16 protein-coding genes are annotated in these 17,804 nt (G+C 65.2%); 11 read left to right on the top strand and 5 right to left on the bottom strand.

The genetic code is table 11. From position 1 onward, the window contains the following. Together AAGI46_08120 and AAGI46_08115 are read left to right on the top strand one after the other, a co-directional pair. Positions 1 to 293, top strand: a 293-nt coding sequence (locus tag AAGI46_08120; GenBank protein MEM1012172.1) for a hypothetical protein, incomplete at its 5' end; no start/stop codon positions are given. 36 nt (positions 294 to 329) lie between these two features. Continuing rightward, on the top strand, positions 330 to 836 hold the full coding sequence (locus AAGI46_08115) for a hypothetical protein (protein ID MEM1012171.1): 507 nt from the start codon (positions 330 to 332) through the stop codon (positions 834 to 836). A 3-nt stretch (positions 837 to 839) separates the two neighbouring features. On the opposite strand, the gene crtI is transcribed toward AAGI46_08115, so the two are convergent. The 4 genes from crtI to AAGI46_08095 form a co-directional block, all read right to left on the bottom strand. After that, complete coding sequence (gene crtI, locus AAGI46_08110; protein MEM1012170.1) at positions 840 to 2,543, bottom strand: phytoene desaturase family protein; 1,704 nt, start codon at positions 2,541 to 2,543, stop codon at positions 840 to 842. Positions 2,544 to 2,908: 365 nt separating this feature from the next. Then, on the bottom strand, positions 2,909 to 3,562 hold the full coding sequence (locus AAGI46_08105) for a hypothetical protein (GenBank protein MEM1012169.1): 654 nt from the start codon (positions 3,560 to 3,562) through the stop codon (positions 2,909 to 2,911). A 121-nt stretch (positions 3,563 to 3,683) separates the two neighbouring features. Continuing rightward, positions 3,684 to 5,333, bottom strand: a complete 1,650-nt coding sequence (locus AAGI46_08100) for a hypothetical protein (protein MEM1012168.1) — start codon at positions 5,331 to 5,333, stop codon at positions 3,684 to 3,686. Then, positions 5,330 to 6,988: a GTPase domain-containing protein gene (locus AAGI46_08095; protein MEM1012167.1), complete on the bottom strand. Its 1,659-nt coding sequence runs from the start codon at positions 6,986 to 6,988 to the stop codon at positions 5,330 to 5,332. Before AAGI46_08095 ends, AAGI46_08100 begins: the two co-directional genes overlap by 4 nt. 164 nt (positions 6,989 to 7,152) lie before the next feature. Here AAGI46_08095 and AAGI46_08090 point away from each other — a divergent pair, with 164 nt between their 5' ends. From AAGI46_08090 to AAGI46_08075, 4 genes are all read left to right on the top strand, one after another. Continuing rightward, a complete protein-coding gene (locus AAGI46_08090) occupies positions 7,153 to 9,168 on the top strand; it encodes an ABC transporter substrate-binding protein (GenBank protein ID MEM1012166.1) in 2,016 nt (671 codons plus the stop codon). A 170-nt stretch (positions 9,169 to 9,338) separates the two neighbouring features. Next, on the top strand, positions 9,339 to 10,949 hold the full coding sequence (locus AAGI46_08085; protein MEM1012165.1) for a sugar ABC transporter permease: 1,611 nt from the start codon (positions 9,339 to 9,341) through the stop codon (positions 10,947 to 10,949). A 112-nt stretch (positions 10,950 to 11,061) separates the two neighbouring features. After that, on the top strand, positions 11,062 to 12,186 hold the full coding sequence (locus AAGI46_08080) for a carbohydrate ABC transporter permease (protein MEM1012164.1): 1,125 nt from the start codon (positions 11,062 to 11,064) through the stop codon (positions 12,184 to 12,186). 138 nt (positions 12,187 to 12,324) lie between these two features. After that, entirely contained in the window at positions 12,325 to 13,242 is a 918-nt protein-coding gene (locus AAGI46_08075; protein ID MEM1012163.1) for a hypothetical protein, read from the top strand. Here the strand turns inward: AAGI46_08075 and AAGI46_08070 are convergent. Continuing rightward, positions 13,169 to 13,933 carry a nitrilase-related carbon-nitrogen hydrolase gene (locus AAGI46_08070; protein ID MEM1012162.1) on the bottom strand — a complete coding sequence of 255 codons (765 nt, stop codon included), beginning with the start codon at positions 13,931 to 13,933 and terminating at the stop codon, positions 13,169 to 13,171. The genes AAGI46_08075 and AAGI46_08070 overlap by 74 nt on opposite strands. 172 nt (positions 13,934 to 14,105) lie before the next feature. Between AAGI46_08070 and AAGI46_08065 the strand changes: the two genes are divergently transcribed. From AAGI46_08065 to AAGI46_08045, 5 genes are all read left to right on the top strand, one after another. Continuing rightward, positions 14,106 to 14,867 (top strand): endonuclease/exonuclease/phosphatase family protein, encoded by a 762-nt coding sequence (locus tag AAGI46_08065; protein ID MEM1012161.1) that lies wholly within the window; start codon positions 14,106 to 14,108, stop codon positions 14,865 to 14,867. Continuing rightward, a complete protein-coding gene (locus tag AAGI46_08060; GenBank protein MEM1012160.1) occupies positions 14,864 to 15,823 on the top strand; it encodes an MBL fold metallo-hydrolase in 960 nt (319 codons plus the stop codon). Before AAGI46_08065 ends, AAGI46_08060 begins: the two co-directional genes overlap by 4 nt. 284 nt (positions 15,824 to 16,107) lie before the next feature. Beyond that, positions 16,108 to 16,320, top strand: a complete 213-nt coding sequence (locus AAGI46_08055) for a Flp family type IVb pilin (GenBank protein MEM1012159.1) — start codon at positions 16,108 to 16,110, stop codon at positions 16,318 to 16,320. Positions 16,321 to 16,465: 145 nt separating this feature from the next. Beyond that, positions 16,466 to 17,128 carry an A24 family peptidase gene (locus AAGI46_08050; protein ID MEM1012158.1) on the top strand — a complete coding sequence of 221 codons (663 nt, stop codon included), beginning with the start codon at positions 16,466 to 16,468 and terminating at the stop codon, positions 17,126 to 17,128. Between the two features lie 87 nt (positions 17,129 to 17,215). Next, on the top strand, positions 17,216 to 17,650 hold the full coding sequence (locus tag AAGI46_08045) for a TadE/TadG family type IV pilus assembly protein (GenBank protein ID MEM1012157.1): 435 nt from the start codon (positions 17,216 to 17,218) through the stop codon (positions 17,648 to 17,650). Positions 17,651 to 17,804: the final 154 nt, after the last annotated feature.

The following is a 17,804-nucleotide window of genomic DNA, read 5'->3' as shown; positions in this document are numbered from 1 at the left end:
GAGCGCGGCTGTCCGTCAAGCACGACGACGGCACGCGCACCGTCGAGGTCGCGATTCCGTGGTCGGCCATTCCCGAAGCTCACGAGGCAATGCTGGCGGGCAAGCCGATCAAGTTCAGCTATCGCGTCAACCACGGCGAGGGCAACTTCAACATGGAACTCGCCCGCGGCCGATCTGCCGCGCTTGGCCTGAGTCGCTCATTCCACCCCGACTGGAACCAGAGCTGGCCCAACGAACTGGTCTTCGGCTGGGAATCGTCGGCGAGCGGCAACGGCAGGAGCGGCGGAAGGTAGCGACTACGTCGCTGCTTGCGGTTATGGTCGCTCACGATGCCGTTACGCCTGACCGCCATCGTCATCTTGATGCTCGCGTCGACTTCGACGTCGGTTGCGGAGGAACCCGCGCCCGCGACACAGCCGATCGCGAGGGTGCTTCCAATCGAGACCCCTGGTCGTCCCGCCTCGCTGCCGCCTCGGCCCGTTGTGGAAGAGCAGGAGGCGTTTCAAGTGCCGGAGCGGGGCGTGTTCATCTCGCCTGAGCTGATGGCCCAAATCAAAGACGCGGCCATCATCGCACAGGCCGCAAAGCTGTCAGGATTACCGTGGGATGACCATTACCTTCGTTTTATGAAGGTTCGCCGAGAGGCAGCAACTTGGAACCAAGTCGAGTACGACGCGATGGGGATGCTTTTCGGGGCGTATCAGACCTTCCACTCCGACACCATCGCCGCGGCACTGGAAGATGCCGAAGTGCAGAAGTGGGTCGAAGCCGAGTTCCATCGCCGCGTCCGTCGCTTGAAGAAAGAGCTAGGCGAAGCCGACAAGGTCGACTCGTAGCGATCAGCTGGCGTTCGATTTGACAGGCTCGATGAGCCGGTCGACGAGCTTCGCGCTGCACAGAACGCCCGGCATGCCCGCGCCCGGGTGCGTGCCGGCGCCGACGAAGTAGAGGCCGTCGATGTCGCTCTTGTTGTGGAAGCGGAACCAGGCCGATTGGGTGAAGACGGGCTGGATCGAAAAGCCGGTGCCGTGGTGGGTGTTGAGGTTGTCGCGGAAGTGGTTGGGCGTGACGTAGAAGTCGCCGGTGATGCACTCGGCCAGGCCCGGCAGGACGGTCTTGTCGAGATAGCGAACGACGTCGTCGCGGAAGGCGTCACCGAAGGCGTCCCAGTCGACGGAACCATCTTCATGCACAGGAACCTCCGCGAGCCCCGACCGTGAGGAAGGGGTCTGGTCGTTCGCTTCAGACCGCTCGCTTACGCTCGGGGCTCGCATGGTTTTCCCGCGCCCGCGGACGGGCTGCAGGTTCGGGACGGGGACGAGGACGTAGAACGAGTCCATGCCCTCGGGTGCCATCGACGGGTCGGTGGCGGTGGGGCGGTGGAGGTAGACGCTGAGGTCTTCGCGTTCGACCTCCTTGGCGTCGAAGAGCTTTTTGAGGAGGCTCTTGTACGCCTCGCCAAGGACGATCGTGTGGTGGGCGACGTCGGGGTACTGCTTGGTCGTGCCGAAGTAGAGGACGAACAGGCCCATCGAGTACTTGAGCTTGTCGATTTTGATGTCGGGATACTTCGGGCGGTGCTCCGGGGCGATCAGGTTGCGGTAGACGTGCGGCGGGTCGGCGTTGACGATGACCGGATTCGTTGCATCGACACCGTCGCCGAGCCAGTATCCCTCCTCATCGAGCATCACGCTTGCGGCTCGCTTCGGGATGTCGAAGTACTTGACGCCTCTGTGCACATCGATCTTCTGCACCTCGCGACCCAGCCGCACCTCGATCCCCTCCTCCTCCATCAGCTTCTGCAGCCCCCGCACGATCGCCCCCGTGCCGCCCATGGCGAACTGGACGCCCCACTCGCGTTCGAGGTAGAAGATCAGGCTGTAGATGCACGTCGTGTTGAACGGGTTCCCGCCCACCAGCAGCGGCTGGAAGCTGAAGACGCGGCGGAGCCGGTCGTCCTTGATGTACTTGGCCCCCATCTGCCAGACCGTCTTGTAGCAGCCGAGCCGCACGAGGTCGGGAGCACACTTCAGCATCGTCGTGAACTTGTCGAACGGCTGGTCGCCCAGGTCGGTGAAGCCCTTGTCGAAGATCTTCTTGCTGTGGGCGAGGTACTTGCGGAAGCCCTCGACGTCGCGGTCGCCGCCGAACTTGCGGATCTGGGTCTCGAATTGCTCCATCGTGCCGCCGTAGTCGAAGTGGGGCAGGTCTGTCCCCTCGCTGACGCTCGGGGCTCGCCCGGACGTCACGTCGCCCGCGAACACAATCCGATACCACGGGTAGATGTCGCGGAACTCGACGTAGTCCTCGCGCTTCTTCCCGAAGAGTTCGAACAGCTCGTCGAAGAGGAACTTGGCCGTGATGACGGTCGGCCCCGCGTCGTGCTTGAAGACGCCGTGCTCGGTCTGTTTTTCGTACGCGTAGCCCCTGCCGCCGAGCTTGTCCTGCTTGTCGATGAGGGTGACGTCGTACCCCTTGGCCCGCATGCGGAGCGCGCTGGCCATCCCGCCGAAACCGCCACCGACAACGACACACTTGGGCATGCGGCAGCCTAGTGCGACCAACCTGCGAATCCGGTGAAAGCGTTGAACCTTCCGCAGGAACTTGTGGTACTCTTTTCGAGTCGAGCGAGGGCGACGCGACCTCGCCTTGTTCGGCACGTGCCCGCAGAGGCGTCTGCGGGCGGGCGACACGCCGAGGCGTGTCACTGAACCACAGGCCCGCCGATCGTCGCGGATCGGCCTGGCCGGCAAACCGACTGGAGGTGATCCGTGAATCTTTTTCATCGCACTTTTGAGCTGCCTGCGTGCGGCTGAGACTGGGTGAGACTCCCGTCTCGCACGCGGCTGCACCGCAGCTCGCGAACCCGACGCCCCGATGCAATCGCATCGGGGCGTCGCTCGTTTTGTCAATCCGAGTCGCGCTCGACCACGATGTTCTCGAACCGGATCGTCGGGCCGCCGTCTTGGGGGACGTGGTTGGTGGCGAGGAACAGGCCGTTGAAGTCTTGGTAGTCTTCCCAGGTCCAGGTGATGGCACGCGTCTCGTCGGGGCGGTAGGTCCAAGCGTCGACGACGCCGCGGCGGAGGTCGATGGCGAGGTCGTAGGCGTCGCTCGGGGTCAGGCCGGTTCCGTCGTCGAAGGTCATCGTCACCATCGCACGGCTCGGCGGCATGTCGCGTGAAGCGCCGACCGGCGTGAAGATGACGCCGGGGTCGTCGAGCTTGAGCGGCATGAGGAGCCAGTAGCCGTCGTTGATCCACGCGGAGTAGGCCGACTTCTGGGCGTCGTCGGCGTTGACGACGTCGAAGTCCCACGCCCGGATGGTGACGCCGTCGACCGTGGCGGTGCCGTCGGCGAGGTTCCAATCGTGCGTCCGCTTCATCGCCCGGCCGTCGGGGAACTCGACGACGAATGTGAATTGCAGCCGCTTGACGCTCGGCCAGACGTCGATGCCGGCGGTCTGCATGACGGCCTGCTTCCAGTCGTCCGGCTGCGTTGCGGGGCGTGTCATGGGTGGCGAGGTGAGAGACGCGACGACGAGCAGCAGCGTGACGAGCATGCGCGGACGGTACGAGCCCTCCGTCATCCCGAGCGCAGCCGAGGGACCTCGCAGTGTCATCAATGACGACGGGAAGACGAGGTCCTTCGACTCGCTGCGCTCGCTCAGGATGACGGATCAGTCACATGTCCGAGGCCAGCTTGCTGAGCCGTTCGAGCATGGCGTGGCGATCGCGGAGCGGGGCGACGAGGTCGCCGGTCCAGAGGACGACTTGGTGGGCGGGGCTGGCGTCGTCGTCCTCGGCGGAGAGAAGCTTGTGCCGCTGCCTGGCTGCGAGTCGATACGCCCGCACACGCACTGCCGCCCAGACGAGCAGCAGGTAGGCGAGGACGAAGCCGGCCGAGGCGAGCAGCGTCTGGGCGTTGATCAGGAGCACCGCCTCACGCAGAAGCTCCGTCCAGCTCCACTCCTCCTGAGGCACGACGACTTCCAACAGCGGCTGCGCGATTGCGAACCAGACGACCACGCCGACCGTCAGCAGCCAGCGGATCGGCAAAAGCCAACGGCTAGGCCGCAGGCGATGACGGATCGCGTCGCGTTGACGATCGAGCGCGGCCGAGAGTCTTCGGCGAAGATCGGCGGCGGCGGTTTCGGCTTCGGCGGACTCCCACAGGTGCCGCGACGCGTAGTGCTCGGCGACGTCTGGATGCGTCGATCGCAATGTGGCAAAGGCCGACCGGATGCCCTGGGCGGTGTCGTGTCCGGCGTCGGCGAGGTGTCGTTCCAGCGACGCTGCCTCGGTGGAGGCCGGCATCAGGTTCTGCCCAATCAGCGACACGACTGGCGACAAGGCCATGTCGATCCAGCCGACCAGCGGCCAGGCCCGCGTTCGAGCCCTGGCCGCCGGCTCCGCGACGGCAGCGCGGTGGCCGGGATCGTCGGCGAGCCGCGGCAGGGCGACCTGCAACACCGGCGACGCGGCGCGATCGGTGACCAGTTCCGTCGCCAGGTCGAGCTGTCGCTTGGCTTTGTCGGTGAGCGCCGGCAGGTTCTGCTCGCGCACCCATGACGCGACGGTCGACGAGAGCCGCTCGCCCGCCTTGGCCATGTCGCCACGTACGGCTTTGGCTTCCTTGTCGATGCCGAGCTTCTCGCGAAGTCGTGGCAGGTCGAGCTGTTCGGGACGGTGCGCGCTGCAGAGCAACACCTCGGGCTTGGCCGGAAGCTCCAACGCGTCGGCGACTCGGCCGGCGTAATCGTCGGCTACTTCGAGCGCGGCATCGGTGCCTTCGCGATCGACGAGCTGATCTGCCTTGCTCAGGACGAAGACGAAGTTACCCGGATCGTTGCCCTGGGCGACCTGGGCCAAGAGATCGCGCGGCCGTTTGTCGGCGTACTTCTCGACGCTCTGCACCCAGACCGGATAGAGCAGATGCCGCAGCGTCTGTCGCGTCAGCGTGATGTGGTCGGCGTAGCGGCTGTCGATGTCGGGCAGGTCGAGCAGGACCTGGCGACGCAGCTGCTCCAGTTCGTGCGGCACGATCGCGACATCGCCCAGTCGACGCCGGACTTCCGGCACGGCCGCGCGGTGGGCGTAGGCGGTGACGGCCCGCGTGCCCTCGCCGTGACCAGTGGGTTTGCCGAGTTCGGCCCCGGCGATGGCGTTGGCGAGGCTGGTCTTGCCGACGTCTTTTCCGCCGATGAGCCCGACGAAGTAGACGTCGCCCGCGTCGGCGAGCGTCGGGACCGGCGCGTCGCCCGACAGCACGTCGGGCAACTCGGCCCCGGTCACGCGTGCGACTTCGCAGGCCAGATCAGAAAGGCTGGTCATCGCGAGCCCTCCGCAAGAGAGGCGACGGCATCGACGGCTTTGTCGAGCGCTGTCAGGTCCGCCGGTGATGCGGCGGCGGCATCGCACCAGGCGATGGCACGCTGGGCCTGCTCGTCGCACAGTTTGGCGAAGTCGGCGGCGAGGGCGGCGTTGGTCTGGCGTGTTTTGGCAGCGACTTCGTTCGACAGCCGCTCGCCGAGCCACGTCGTCAGCAGGTACCCGCCGATGACGACCTGCTCGGCACCGGCAGTGACGACGCTCGTCGCAGCACTGGCGGCGACGAGGAGGTATGGCGCGGTCTCGCTGAGCTTGGTGACGTGCTTGCCGCCGGGCACGTGCTTGGCCAGCCACTCGATGGCGCGGGTGTCGCGTGGCTTCTTGTCCCAGCGGGCCTCGAGCCAGCGGCGAAGCTCGGCCAGTCGTTCGGTCGCGATCTCCTCGGCCCGGTCGCGCGGGAGCTTCCACGCCTCGCCGTCGGGTGACAGGCCAGCCTCCTTCATGGCGTCGTCGCAGCGGGCGGCGAAGACGTCGAACGCGTCGCCGACGTCGCGCGGGAAGTCGGGGGCAGCATCGGCGGCTGGTGTGTCGTCGGCGGGCTCGTCCGGCAGCTTGCCGCGGGTGACGAGATCCCATGCCGACCTCGGCAGGCGTGCTACGACGCCCGGCAGCGAGCGTGCGCGGTCGATAATGCGTCCCGGCCCCATCAGATAGAGCACGCTCTGTTTTCGCAGGCGGCTCTGCAATTGCCGGGTCATCGGATGGACGTCGACGCCGGCTTCCGGGCGGATGAGGGCCCGAAGTCGTTCGGCCGCGTCGTCGCAGCGTCGGCGTTGCGTGCGGGCTGGCTCCAGCACGAGGTCGGCCGCTCGTCCTGCGACGTCGGCGAGCCGTGTCCGCAGGCCGGCGTCGTCGGCCGGTTCGAGGTGCGACAGGCTGGCTCGAAGGTCGTCGAGGCTCCGTCCGCCAGGCGACGAGAGGGGGGCGTCGTCGCGTGGGACGACAAAGACGGTCGCGTCGCCAAGCCGCGTCTGCCAGTCGTCAGCCGCGTCGAGGTCGTCGGCCTTGTTCATGACGACGCGCAGTGGAAGGTCCCAGCGGCTGGCGAGCGTGGTGAACCGGTCGGCCTCGGGGAGCTGATACTTCTCGGGCGTCGCGACCAGCACGATGGCGGTCGCCCATCGGAAGGCGCGTTCGGCCCGGCGATGGTGTTCCACGACGTCGCCGTCCAAGTCGGGCGTGTCGACGGGAACGAAGTCTGAATCGCCTGTGGAGAGGATGACCAAGTCGTCGCCTTCGCCTCGTGCCGGCCCGGAATCGCGATCGGAAGGCACGTGCCGGACACCCATCCAGCCGTCCGGCAACGTTTTGCCATTTGGCACGATGGCGACGCAGCCGGTCGTGTGCGTTCGTCGGAAGCTGGTCGCGACCAGGGCGTCGTCTCCGCGGTCGGGGGCATCGAGGAGGCGATTGACGAGCGTGCTCTTGCCGGTGCCCGTGCCGCCGACCAGGGCGATGATCGGCGTGGCGTCTTTTGGACTTGCGACGTGAAAGCCGGCTGCTTTGGCGGTGTCGGCGACGAGTCGGGCGTCCAGGTCCTGCGACACCTTGTCGACGGCAGAGGCGAGCTGTTGCAACCGGTCTTCAGCGTGGCGCATGAGCAGGGCGACCGAAGACGCATCGCCGAAGGGTACGTCACGGCCTGTTCCGATGCCGGTCGCGTTGCCGACGGGGCCCCAGCCGTGTAGCTTGGAAGGCCCGACACCCGCGCGGTGTTACCCGGCCTGTCATCGGCCGCGGACCGAGGAGGTTCGACACACTCATGAAATACCTGTTCGTACTCGTCGCCATCCTGCTTGTCGCCTGCAGTGGCCTCGTCTGGACGAGCATGCCTCAAGGGCTGAGCGACCGGCAGGTCGTCATGTATTGGACCACCGACCCGAACCCCGCCCGCGTCGAGCAGGTTCGCCTCTTCGATGAGTGGCAGGTCGAACGCGGGCTCTACGAGGTCGTAGAGGGCGATCCGGCCGAAGAGGACATTCTCGACGAGGCGAGTGGCGAATACCGGCGCCCGCTTATCGAACTGCGACTCGACACCGGCAACAACGAGAACACGAAGAAGGTCGTCCAGAGCGTGTCTGGTGTCGCCGCAGAGGCAATGGACATGTTCTCCGGCCAGAACATGCAGTTCTTCGAGCAGATGGGCGTGCTCGAAGATGTGACGGATGAAGCCGAAGCGCTCGGGTTCAGCGTCGACACGACGTACGACGCCATGCTCAATGAGCTGAGCCTCGTCGACTTCGACGGTGAGCGTCGGCAGTTCATGTTCCCTTGCAACGTCGCCATGACGATGTTCATGGTGAACAAGCCGCTATTTCGGGAGCTCGGGTTGCCGGTGCCGGAAGGCCACTGGACGATCGAAGAGTTCGAGGCCGCGGGTAAAGCATTCGTCGAGGCAACTAATGAGCCGGGACAGCGGTTCGGCCGAAAGTTCTTCATCGACGGAATCAACGAGCGTGTGACCTACCGCTCAATGGGGGTCGACACGTTCAATGAGACCGCAACGGACGTCAACATCGAAGACCCACGGGTTATTCGAACGATGGAGATGATTCGCCGATGGATCTACGAGGATCGGCTCATTCCGACCGGTGCCGATCGACAGAATGCTGCCAGCGCCGGTGGTTACGGCGGCGGTGGGGCGGAGCTTTTCGAGCGTGACATTTATGCGATGTTCAACGGTGGCCGGTGGCACCTGATCCGATTCCGCGAAACCAATCGAGGCCGTGTGTCTCGAGGCGAACCGCCGCTGGAGATCGGGACCGTGGGACTGCCAAATGGTGGCGTGCCCAACGTTCTCATCGGGACGCGGGCGGCGGCGGTCTACGTCGACGGCGTCCGAATGGAAGAGCCGGTCGACGTCGACCTCAGCGATGGTCGGACCGTGACGCTTCCTGCCGGAACGCACTGGGGCGTCATTTTTCAGGCGTTCCTCGCGAGCAAGCAGTACAACGACCAGATCATCGCTGACGCTGACGGATTGCCGCCGAATCCGCTCTTCACTCAAAGTGAGGCCTACCTCCGTCCGGAGAAGGATCCCGTTTTGGGCATCTATCCCGAGACCGAGTACGAAGTTCACGGTCCTCATCTGGAGGCCGCTTCGACCATCGCGATTCCAGCAACCCTGAGCCCCTTCATCCTGCACGCCGACGTCGAGCGTGAGGAAGCGTCTTACCGCAGCAGGTACATGAGCCAGCCGCAAATCAGCGGCTTCGAAGACCCACGCGTCGCGATGAGTCGAGCGGCCCAAGCGATTCGGGCCCAGATTCGGGAGAACCTCGAGTTCAACCCGGAGCTTCAAGCCGAGTACGATCGGCGTGTCGAGGATCAGAAGACGATCGACCGGCTCAAGGCCGAGGGCAAGCCGATCCCGGCACGTCTGATCCGCAACCCGTACTACCTCTACCTGTACGAGAAGCAGGACATGCTGGAGGGCTCGGCCACCGAAGGCGGTCTGGCTCCGGTTGACGCGCCGCTCCCGGCCCCGACAACGCCTGAAGAACTCAACGAGGCCCCGAGCGTCGTCGAAGAGATGGTGGAGTACGAGTCCTCGTCGACTGCCGAAATGCCAGTCTCGGAAGCGTCGGTGATCGAATCGCCCGCGTCGGATTCGGGGGTCCGCGCCGACGCTGCACCTGAAGCTCAGGCAGCCGATCCGCTGACGCCGCGAGAAGACGCACCAGGACCCGAGCCGGAGCCAACACCCGAGTCTTCCGTGTCGCCCGCGCCCGTGACGACACGCCCGGCGACGCAGGCCACAGCCCAGTCGGCCCAGTAACGCGGTGCAGCGACGTTTTTCCTTCGACGAACAGGCCGAAACGAACCCTGGCGATGCAAGACGACCGTAATCCAACGCCTCCGAACTTGGACGAACCGCCGTCGGGAGCCGAAATCAATGCGCTGCTTGCAACTTCAGGGGACGAGCAAGATCGCGTTGCGCCCGAGAACTTGGCCGAAGTCGCTCCGAACAAAGGCGCTGGCCGAAGTGTCGCGACGGGACTGGCGTTCCTGCTCCCGAACATCCTCGGCTTCTTGACCTTCACGGCGGTGCCGCTGGTCATCAGCCTCTACTTCGCTTTCACCAACTGGGACCTCACACTCCACAACGAGTACCGCGACGAGGCAGTCCGCTTCACCGGGCTTGAGAACTTCAAGAAGCTCATTTTCGGAGCCGTCAGTGGCGAAGGCTCGACGCTGGCGTGGTACCAGACCGAGTTCTGGCGCTACTTCGGCAACACGCTGTTCTTCATGATCTCAATTCCGTTCGGAATCGCGCTCAGCCTCATGGCTGCGCTCCTGTTGAGTCAGGACCTTCGCCGCGGCAAGACCGGCGAGCGTGCCGGCGGAACGATGATGCTCGGCATCAGCTTCGGCCTGGTGGGCGCGGCGATCGCACTCAGTGCTGTCGCTTGGATCAACGGTGGCGGAAGCTGGGGCATGGCGGCGTTGTTCGTCGCAGTGACAGCGCTCGTCCTCTTCGGCGGTGTGACGGGTGGACAGAGCGTCTATCGCACACTGTTCTACCTGCCGCACTTCACCAGTGGCGTCGCGACGTTCATCCTCTGGAAGAAGCTGTTCAATACGCAACAAGGCCCACTGACACTCTCGCTTCAGCCAGTGCTGGCCAGCGTGGAGGGCGCGGCCGACTGGCTCCCGCCGGGCGTCGTTCGAGGCTTGTCCGTGCTGCTCATCGCCGCCTCGGCGGGGATCATGTGGTTCGGGCTCAAGCGGATGCGGACCGCCTTCCGCGAGGGTGACCTCGGCTCGACGGCGACGTTCATTCCGTTCGTCATAATGCTTCTGCCGACGACGCTCGCGTTCGTCTGGTATGGCGTGGCGGACCGACCCGAAGGCGGCATCGAGGCCCCAGGCGTGTTGCTTTCGACGCTGGGCGGTTACCTGCTGGTTGCCGCGGGCGTTGCGGGCTTGTGGACGATCATCAGTTTCTTCCGCGGCCAGGAGCTTTACAGCCGACCAATGGAGGGCTTTGCGAGCATGCTCATGTTCGCCTTCGCCCTCATGATTGCCCAACTCGCCCTCATCGGCATCGCGGCGGTCGTCGCTGGCTTGCCGGAGTCGGCGGCCTCATCGACGGGCCTTGCACCTCCCAACTGGCTCAACGACCCGCGCTGGGTGAAGCCAAGCCTGATGCTCGTCGGCCTGTGGGGCGCGATCGGCAGCAACACCATGCTGCTCTACCTCGCCGCACTGACCAACGTGCCGGGCGAGCTCTACGAGGCGGCCGACATCGACGGGGCGACCAAGTTCCAGCGGTTCTGGAATGTCACCTGGCCCCAGCTGGCACCGACGACCTTCTTCGTCGTCGTCATGGCGGTCATCGGCGGACTGCAGGGCGGCTTTGAGATGGTCCGCACGATGACCGACCCACCCGGTGGTCCTGGTGGTGCCAGTACGACGCTGGCCTTCAACGTCTACCTGGAAGGCTTCGAGGTCGGCCGCATCGGCTACGCCAGTGCTGTCGCCTGGGCCATGTTCCTCTTCATCCTCACCGTCACGCTCTTCAACTGGACCTTCGGCAACAAGTACGTGAACGACTAACGCGACTGAAGAAAACGCCGGGTAGGTCTTGGGCAGACGCCCCGATCAAACGCGCCTTCCAGCTCCGGCCCTGCCCACCTTTCACCTCCCTCGCTCCCACTTTCGCTCCACGATGACACTCGGCACCAACAGCACGCGCGTCGGACAGGCCACCGAGCCCGGGAGTCTCTTGCAGGATGCCGCAATCGTCAGCTATGCCGAGCAGCAGACGTCGCGGTACGAGCGCGAGGCCGCCAAGTCGCGCAACCGGGAGCGTCGGCGACGCTTGGGGTTGCACGCGATCCTGACGGGGCTTGCGGTGCTTCTGAGTCTGCCGTTCGTCTACATGGTGATGACGAGCCTCAAGCCGTTCGACGAGCTGTCGGACCCGAGCTGGATTCCCAAAGATCCGGACTCGCGCGTGGTCGAACGCATCCCCGCGATCGAGGTACCGCTCATCGGGACACAGATCGGCCCGTTCGATTTGCCGGATTGGACCGAGCAGGAACGAACGCTGCTCATCGACGGCGAGGAGCAGACACTGACCGAGCGCGGCGTGCCGGTCCCCGCCAACTACTACAACGTCTTCGACGTCAACAACCCCGACATCAACAACCGCGGTGTCCCGCTGCTGACCTATTTCCGCAACAGCCTCTTCGTTGCGGCGTGGGTGACGTTCCTCCAGGTGCTTACCAGCAGCCTGGCGGCCTTCAGCTTTGCGCGCCTGAAGTGGCCTGGGCGTGACAAGGTCTTCCTGCTCTACCTGAGCACGATGATGCTGCCGGGGCTGGTCATGATGATCCCGAACTACCAGATCATGATCCAGCTGGGTCTGGTCGACACGCTGCCGGGGCTGATCATTCCGGCGGCGTTCAGCGCGTTCGGCACGTTTCTGCTCCGGCAATTCATGCTGACGATTCCCAGCAGCCTCGATGAGGCGGCGGAGATCGACGGGGCGGGCAAGTTCCGGCTGTTCTGGGACATCATCCTGCCGCTCAGCCGGCCGGGTTTGGTGACGCTGACGATCTTCACCTTCATGGGCAACTACAACAGCTTCTTCTGGCCGCTCGTCATGGTGCGGACCCAGGAACGCTACACGCTGCCCATCGGCCTGCTCTTCTTCGACTCGACCCGCGGCCAGCAGACCCACCTCATGATGGCGGCCGTCCTGCTGTCAATTGTGCCGATGATCCTGGTCTTCGTGCTGCTTCAGAAACAGCTCGTCAAGGGCATCCAGCTCGGTGCGGTCAAGGGATAAGGCGATTCGCGTGCGACGCCGCAGCGCAAGCCGCGGATGACGTTCGTGTGCCACACCGCATCCGCGACTTGCGTCGCGGCGTCGGTCGTTTTGCGGCCGCACTGTCCGACGCGATCACGGTGCGATATCTTGGTGCCCGTGCAGGCACTGCCGACAGTGTGCTTCCAGTGCGGCTACGACCTCCGGGCCACGCCGGATGACGGTCGCTGCCCCGAATGCGGCGGGACGCCCGACGAGTCGCGCGAGCTGTGGCAGAAACATCTCGACTTCGGCCGCCCGCTTCGGGTTCGGCTGGCGGCGTGGCTGCTTCTGGGTAGTGGCGGCATGCTGGTGCTCATCTACGTCGCACTCATGATCGTGACGTTTGTCATGATCGGCGGTGGCGGTGTCGTGCAGAACGATCCGGAGCACTTGCTGCTGGGGATGGCGATCGTCGCAGCCGTCGTGCCGCCGACTCTGGCAGCGGTTGCAGGATGGACGCTGGGCATGCATGCCACACCGAGTGGCATGGTCAACCGCTGGTTGCTTGTCGCAGCGTCCACAGTGCTACCCATCGGCTGCGTCATTGCGATGGCGACCTCGTTGATGATTCAGTCGGCGTACGGGTCGCGATTCGACAGTGCGGCACAGACGCGAGTCGAATCACTCGAAGACATCATGATGTGGACCATGATTGCCATCATGGTCTCGTCAGGCGTCTTCCTCTTGACGATCGGGAGGGCGTTCATTCAGCGATTGGTGTTTTGGCCCAAGTGGCAGCTGCTGATCCGTGGGTGGCGTCTCATGTGGGTACTCGTGGCGTGCGGTGGCGGACTGATCCTCGTCAGCCTCGCTGCGAACTACGAGTGGATCGAGATCGGGACGTACCAGTATGTTCTTGAAAACGTCGCGCCGATTGGTGGCCTGTGCGTTTTTCTGGCTGTCTTGGTCGGCGGTGGCATATCGATCGCCACCATCGTCGGAACGCACTCGATTCGCCGATTCACACGCTCTGCGGCAGAAACGGAAGACGTTCCCGGAATGCCCGAAGCGATGCCAGGTCCAGCGACGTCTTGAGCAGCGTCGGCTCCTTGCCCGCTTCGGCGACGACTTCGCCGTCCGGGTTGAAAACGACGCTCCCGCCGGTGTAGGTGATTTTCGGGTCGGTCCCGGCCCGGTTCACGCCGACGACGAACGCTTGGTTCTCGATCGCCCGCGCTCGCAAAAGTGCCCGCCAGTGGTGCATCCGCTTGCTCGGCCAATTGGCGATCAGCACGAACACTTCGCTCCCGACTGCCCGACGCCACGTTTCGGGAAAACGCAAGTCGTAGCAGACGAGCGGCGTCACGCGAACGCCCGCGAGGTCGACGCTGTCGACGCGGCTGCCCGGCCGAAACGTCTCGGCCTCGACGTCGAGCGGGAACAGGTGGACTTTGTCGTAGCTGCCGACCTCGCCCTTGCTCGGCGAGCAGACGACGGCCGTGTTGGTGCCCCGACCCGTCTCTGTGTCCGTGCGAACCAGCCCGGCGATGACGTGCACGTCGAAGTCGTCCGCGATCTTGCGAAGGAACGCGGTAGTCGTGCCGTCGTCGGCCATCGATGGCTCGGCCGTGAAGCCGGTCGAGAACGTCTCGGGCAGGGTGACGACGGACCCGGGCGTCGGCGCGTCGCTGTCGAGCGTCGACCGCACCGCCTCACGACTCGCCGCCGGGTCATGCCACACTGCAGCGTTCTGGGCGACGCAGACGTCGATCGAGTCGGGAGCCATGCATCACTCTTCGCATGGTTCAAACGGCTGTCGTGGTCGTTGCTCCGTCATCCCGAGCGAAGCCGAGGGACCTCGTCTGGATGGTCCTTCGAGTAGACGAGGTCCCTCGACTCGCTTCGCTCGCTCGGGATGACGGAAGAGCGCGCTTGACATTGTCTCGTAGCATGCCGGCATGCCCGACCTGCGCGTCGTCGCGTACAACATCCTCGACGGCGGCATCGGCAGGGCGGATCCGTTGGCGGAAGTGATTCTGGCCCAGAAGCCCGACGTCGTCTGTCTCGTCGAAGCCGACGATCACGAAGTCCGCGACCGCATTGCCTGGCGTCTAGGCTTCGATCAGATCGCGGCCGAGGGTCGGGACGGCCGGACCTCGGTGCTGATGACACGCGGCACGATCGCGACGAGTGTGAACGTCACTGGCGACGACAAGCCACGCTCACTCCTGCTCGCCGAGGTGGCGATCGACGGCATCCAACTCGGCGTCGCTGTCGCCCACTTCACGGGTCGGCCGAGCAACGAGCGCGAGCTCGTCCGACAACGCGAGGCCGATGCGTTGCTCGCCACATGCGCCGCGTGGCGATCGGCCGGCCGACCGCACGTGTTGGCTGGCGACTTCAACAGCACGTCCCCCGGACAGCGCGTCGACCTCGACGCACTCCCGCCGAAGGTTCGACCGCACGTCGAGGCCAACGGCAACACGCTGCCGCGGGACGTCATCCGGGCGATCGTCGAAGCCGGCTATGTCGACACGATGCTCGGCGACGACGCGTCACACGCGACCACGTTCACCACCCAACACCCAGCCCTTCGGCTCGACTACGTCTTCGCGCACGGCTGCGAGCCTGTCGACTGCCGCGTCGAGACCGATCGCCTGGCCAAGGCGGCGAGTGACCACTTCCCGGTCGTCGCAACTGTCCGGGTGCCAGGCGCATGAGCCGCGTCTGGCGCGGCGTCGTCGACCGCTTGAAACACAGCGACCGAGCTCTGGCGCTCGCCGATCGATTGGGACGGTCTGTGGGTCGCGTGCGAGCGCTGGACGGCCTGATCGATCCACCGATGTCGCGACGGCTCGACCTTGCGCGTTTGTCGCGTGGCGACGTCGGCGTCGGCTGGGTCGGGCACGCGACGATGCTGATTCGCCTGGCTGGGCGATGGGTGCTGACGGATCCGGTCTGGTCGAGCCGCGTCGGACTCGGGCTTGGGCCGTTGACGCTTGGGCCACGACGGCTGCAGCAGCCGTCCCTTTCGATGTCGCGACTGCCGCCGATTGACATAGTGCTATTGAGCCACGCACACTTCGACCATCTCGACCTGCCGACGCTGCACCGACTGGCCGCTCGGCAGCGGCCCGTCGTCATCACCGCTGCGGGCACCGGTGATCTGCTGCGTGGGCTTTCCTTCAAGCGTGTGATCGAGCTCGAACACGGCCACGCGATCGACGTCGCGGGCCTGCGGGTCACGTCGGTACCGGTGAACCACTGGACTGCTCGTGCGTTTAGCGACACCTGGCGATCGGCGTCGGCCTACGCGATTGAGTCGGCCGGGCAGCGACTGCTGTTCGGCGGAGACACCGCGATGTTCGACGGCTTCGACAACGTCGGCCCGGTCGACCTAGCGATGCTTGGGATCGGCGCGTACGACCCGTTCCGCGCGTCGCATGCAACGCCAGAAGAGGCATGGACGATGGCGACGCGCATGCAGGCCGAGCGTGTGGCGGCGATGCACCACGCGACGTTTCGTCTGAGTCTCGAGCCGGTCGACGAACCGCTGCGTCGATTGATCGACGTAGCCGGGCCGGAGGCGGATCGGGTCGTGATCCGTCGACCGGGCGATGTCGCGTTCTGGAGTGGTGGTTTGTTATCGGGCAAGAAAACATGTCGTTCGCCTTGAGTCGGTCCGTTGGCGTCCCGATTCGAAGAGTGCAACCCGAGCGTGGTCACGAAGACAGCGCACCGGGCACCGCAGGGCCGCGTCGGTCCGGTTGGTGGTGGCAGTCGCCGCTTGCCCGAGGCGAGACAAATGCGTCTTGCATCGGTGACTCAGCCGGTTGTGGGCTATTCACCTTCGGGTGCGGCCCTTCCGGCGGCTGGTCGATGGGGCCATGCGGCGTGCAACGACGCGCGTCTCGATCGGCCACCGGACCCGTAGGGCCACAGGCCCGGAAAGAGAAAACGATGCTCAGCACCGTTACCGACAAGACGAAGAGCACCTTCGTCAAGCTGTACAAGGAAGAGGACGGCGGCGAACTCCTGGAGTACGCACTGATCGCCGGCCTCATCGTCATCGCCGCCATCGGCGCCGTCAAGGCCTTCGGCTCGACGCTCCGTGGCAAGATGGACGACATGGAAGGCGCCATCGACAAGGAGAAGTTCAACACGACCAACTAGGTCTTGTTGCACTCGCCCTTCGATCGCCTTTTCACAGCGTTCCCCATTTCGGTCAGCAACTGCTGACTCTGCGACGTCGCCCTCGTGGGCGGCGTCGCTTTCGTTTGCGCATCAGCCCCCGCAACGCCTGACCGATGTACACCACGTGCAAGAGCAACCTGAACCACTACGACTCGAATGGACCTGGGCCTGGCCCAGCGACTGGGAGACGTGGTACGCCACCCATGCCGTCGCGCTCGTGCCGTTCTTCGTCGCCCTCGTCGTCGCGGCCGTCATCGACTGGCGTCAGCGGAGGATTCCGAATTGGCTGACCTTCATGCTGCTCGGCGGCGGATTGGTCCGGTCGTTGGCGACCTGGTGGACAACCGGCCTCTTCACGCCGGTGGATTCGCTGCTAGGCGTCGCGTGCGGGCTGGCGATCGGCCTGCCACTCTTTGTTGTCGGTGCCCGTGGAGCTGGCGATGCGAAGCTTTACATCTCTGCCGGCGCTTGGGTCGGTTGGCCGGGGGTGATCGTTCTGGCAGCGCTGGAGGCGATCGTCGGCATGATCGTCGTTGTGACCCGTGCCGCCGCGACGGGCAAGCTGCGCGAGCTGCTGTCCAACACCGGCGCACTCGTCCTGACGTTTCTCTGGATTCGCCGAGTCGGTCTGGAGCAGGCGGACGCCAATGCCAAGCGATTCACGATCTACGGCGAGGCGTCCGACGATGCGCAGCGTGGCAAGTTCACGTCGATCGAGCGGCCGCTCCCGCATGCCGTTCCGTTCCTCGCAGCGGCGTTGTTGGCGCTCATGCTCGGACGATTGTGATGCGTGCGTCCGATAGCCACGGCGACGTTCGCTCTTCGGCCCGGTCTATTGCACATCGGCTGCGTCCGACTTCCGGACGTACGCCAGATGAGAGAAACCCGAAACAATCACCGTCGTCGCCGCAAGGGCTCGATCACGCTCGAGGCCGCCATGGTCTTCCCGCTGTTGCTCACGATCTTCTTCGTGACGATCGAGTTCTCGTGGATGTTCTACGTCCGCCACACCATCTCGAACGCCGCTCGCGAGGGTGCTCGCGTTGCGATCATTCCCGGTTCGACGACGGCCGAAGTCAACGCCGCCGTCGAGAGCGCGGTCCGGCGCGGCGGACTCAATTCCGCTTCGTACAGCCACGCCCTCACCAGTGGCGGTTCGGCGGTCGGCAGCCTCGACAGCGTCGCGGGCGGCTCGCAGGTGACGGTTGAGATCACCGCGCCCTGGAGTCAGTTCAGCGTCTTCAACAGCGGCTTTGGCGTCTGGGGCAACGACATCACAGCCGAGGCGACCATGCGACGCGAGGGATAGCGCTCGCAGCACAGCTCCTCCAAACCGCCGGGGGGGGGACTGAGGCGGCAACCCCCCGCCGGCGTTTTGGGGGGGGGGCCGAGAAAGTCCCAGAAACCCACGACCCCGAGTTGTTTGGGTTGGTTGGGAAGGGGGCCCCCCCCCCCCCCACGGG

It is taken from the genome of Planctomycetota bacterium (assembly GCA_038746835.1).
In the GTDB taxonomy this organism is placed as follows: domain Bacteria; phylum Planctomycetota; class Phycisphaerae; order Tepidisphaerales; family Tepidisphaeraceae; genus JBCDKH01.
This window is presented reverse-complemented; position numbering and strand designations above follow the sequence as displayed.

Excerpts from the sequence above, each read along its gene's own strand:
- AAGI46_08115 (MEM1012171.1), top strand. The coding sequence starts at position 330 with ATGCCGTTACGCCTGACCGCCATCGTCATCTTGATGCTCGCGTCGACT.
- crtI (MEM1012170.1), bottom strand. The coding sequence starts at position 2,543 with ATGCCCAAGTGTGTCGTTGTCGGTGGCGGTTTCGGCGGGATGGCCAGC.
- AAGI46_08105 (MEM1012169.1), bottom strand. The coding sequence starts at position 3,562 with ATGCTCGTCACGCTGCTGCTCGTCGTCGCGTCTCTCACCTCGCCACCC.
- AAGI46_08100 (MEM1012168.1), bottom strand. The coding sequence starts at position 5,333 with ATGACCAGCCTTTCTGATCTGGCCTGCGAAGTCGCACGCGTGACCGGG.
- AAGI46_08095 (MEM1012167.1), bottom strand. The coding sequence starts at position 6,988 with ATGCGCCACGCTGAAGACCGGTTGCAACAGCTCGCCTCTGCCGTCGAC.
- AAGI46_08090 (MEM1012166.1), top strand. The coding sequence starts at position 7,153 with ATGAAATACCTGTTCGTACTCGTCGCCATCCTGCTTGTCGCCTGCAGT.
- AAGI46_08080 (MEM1012164.1), top strand. The coding sequence starts at position 11,062 with ATGACACTCGGCACCAACAGCACGCGCGTCGGACAGGCCACCGAGCCC.
- AAGI46_08070 (MEM1012162.1), bottom strand. The coding sequence starts at position 13,933 with ATGGCTCCCGACTCGATCGACGTCTGCGTCGCCCAGAACGCTGCAGTG.
- AAGI46_08065 (MEM1012161.1), top strand. The coding sequence starts at position 14,106 with ATGCCCGACCTGCGCGTCGTCGCGTACAACATCCTCGACGGCGGCATC.
- AAGI46_08060 (MEM1012160.1), top strand. The coding sequence starts at position 14,864 with ATGAGCCGCGTCTGGCGCGGCGTCGTCGACCGCTTGAAACACAGCGAC.
- AAGI46_08055 (MEM1012159.1), top strand. The coding sequence starts at position 16,108 with ATGCTCAGCACCGTTACCGACAAGACGAAGAGCACCTTCGTCAAGCTG.
- AAGI46_08045 (MEM1012157.1), top strand. The coding sequence starts at position 17,216 with ATGAGAGAAACCCGAAACAATCACCGTCGTCGCCGCAAGGGCTCGATC.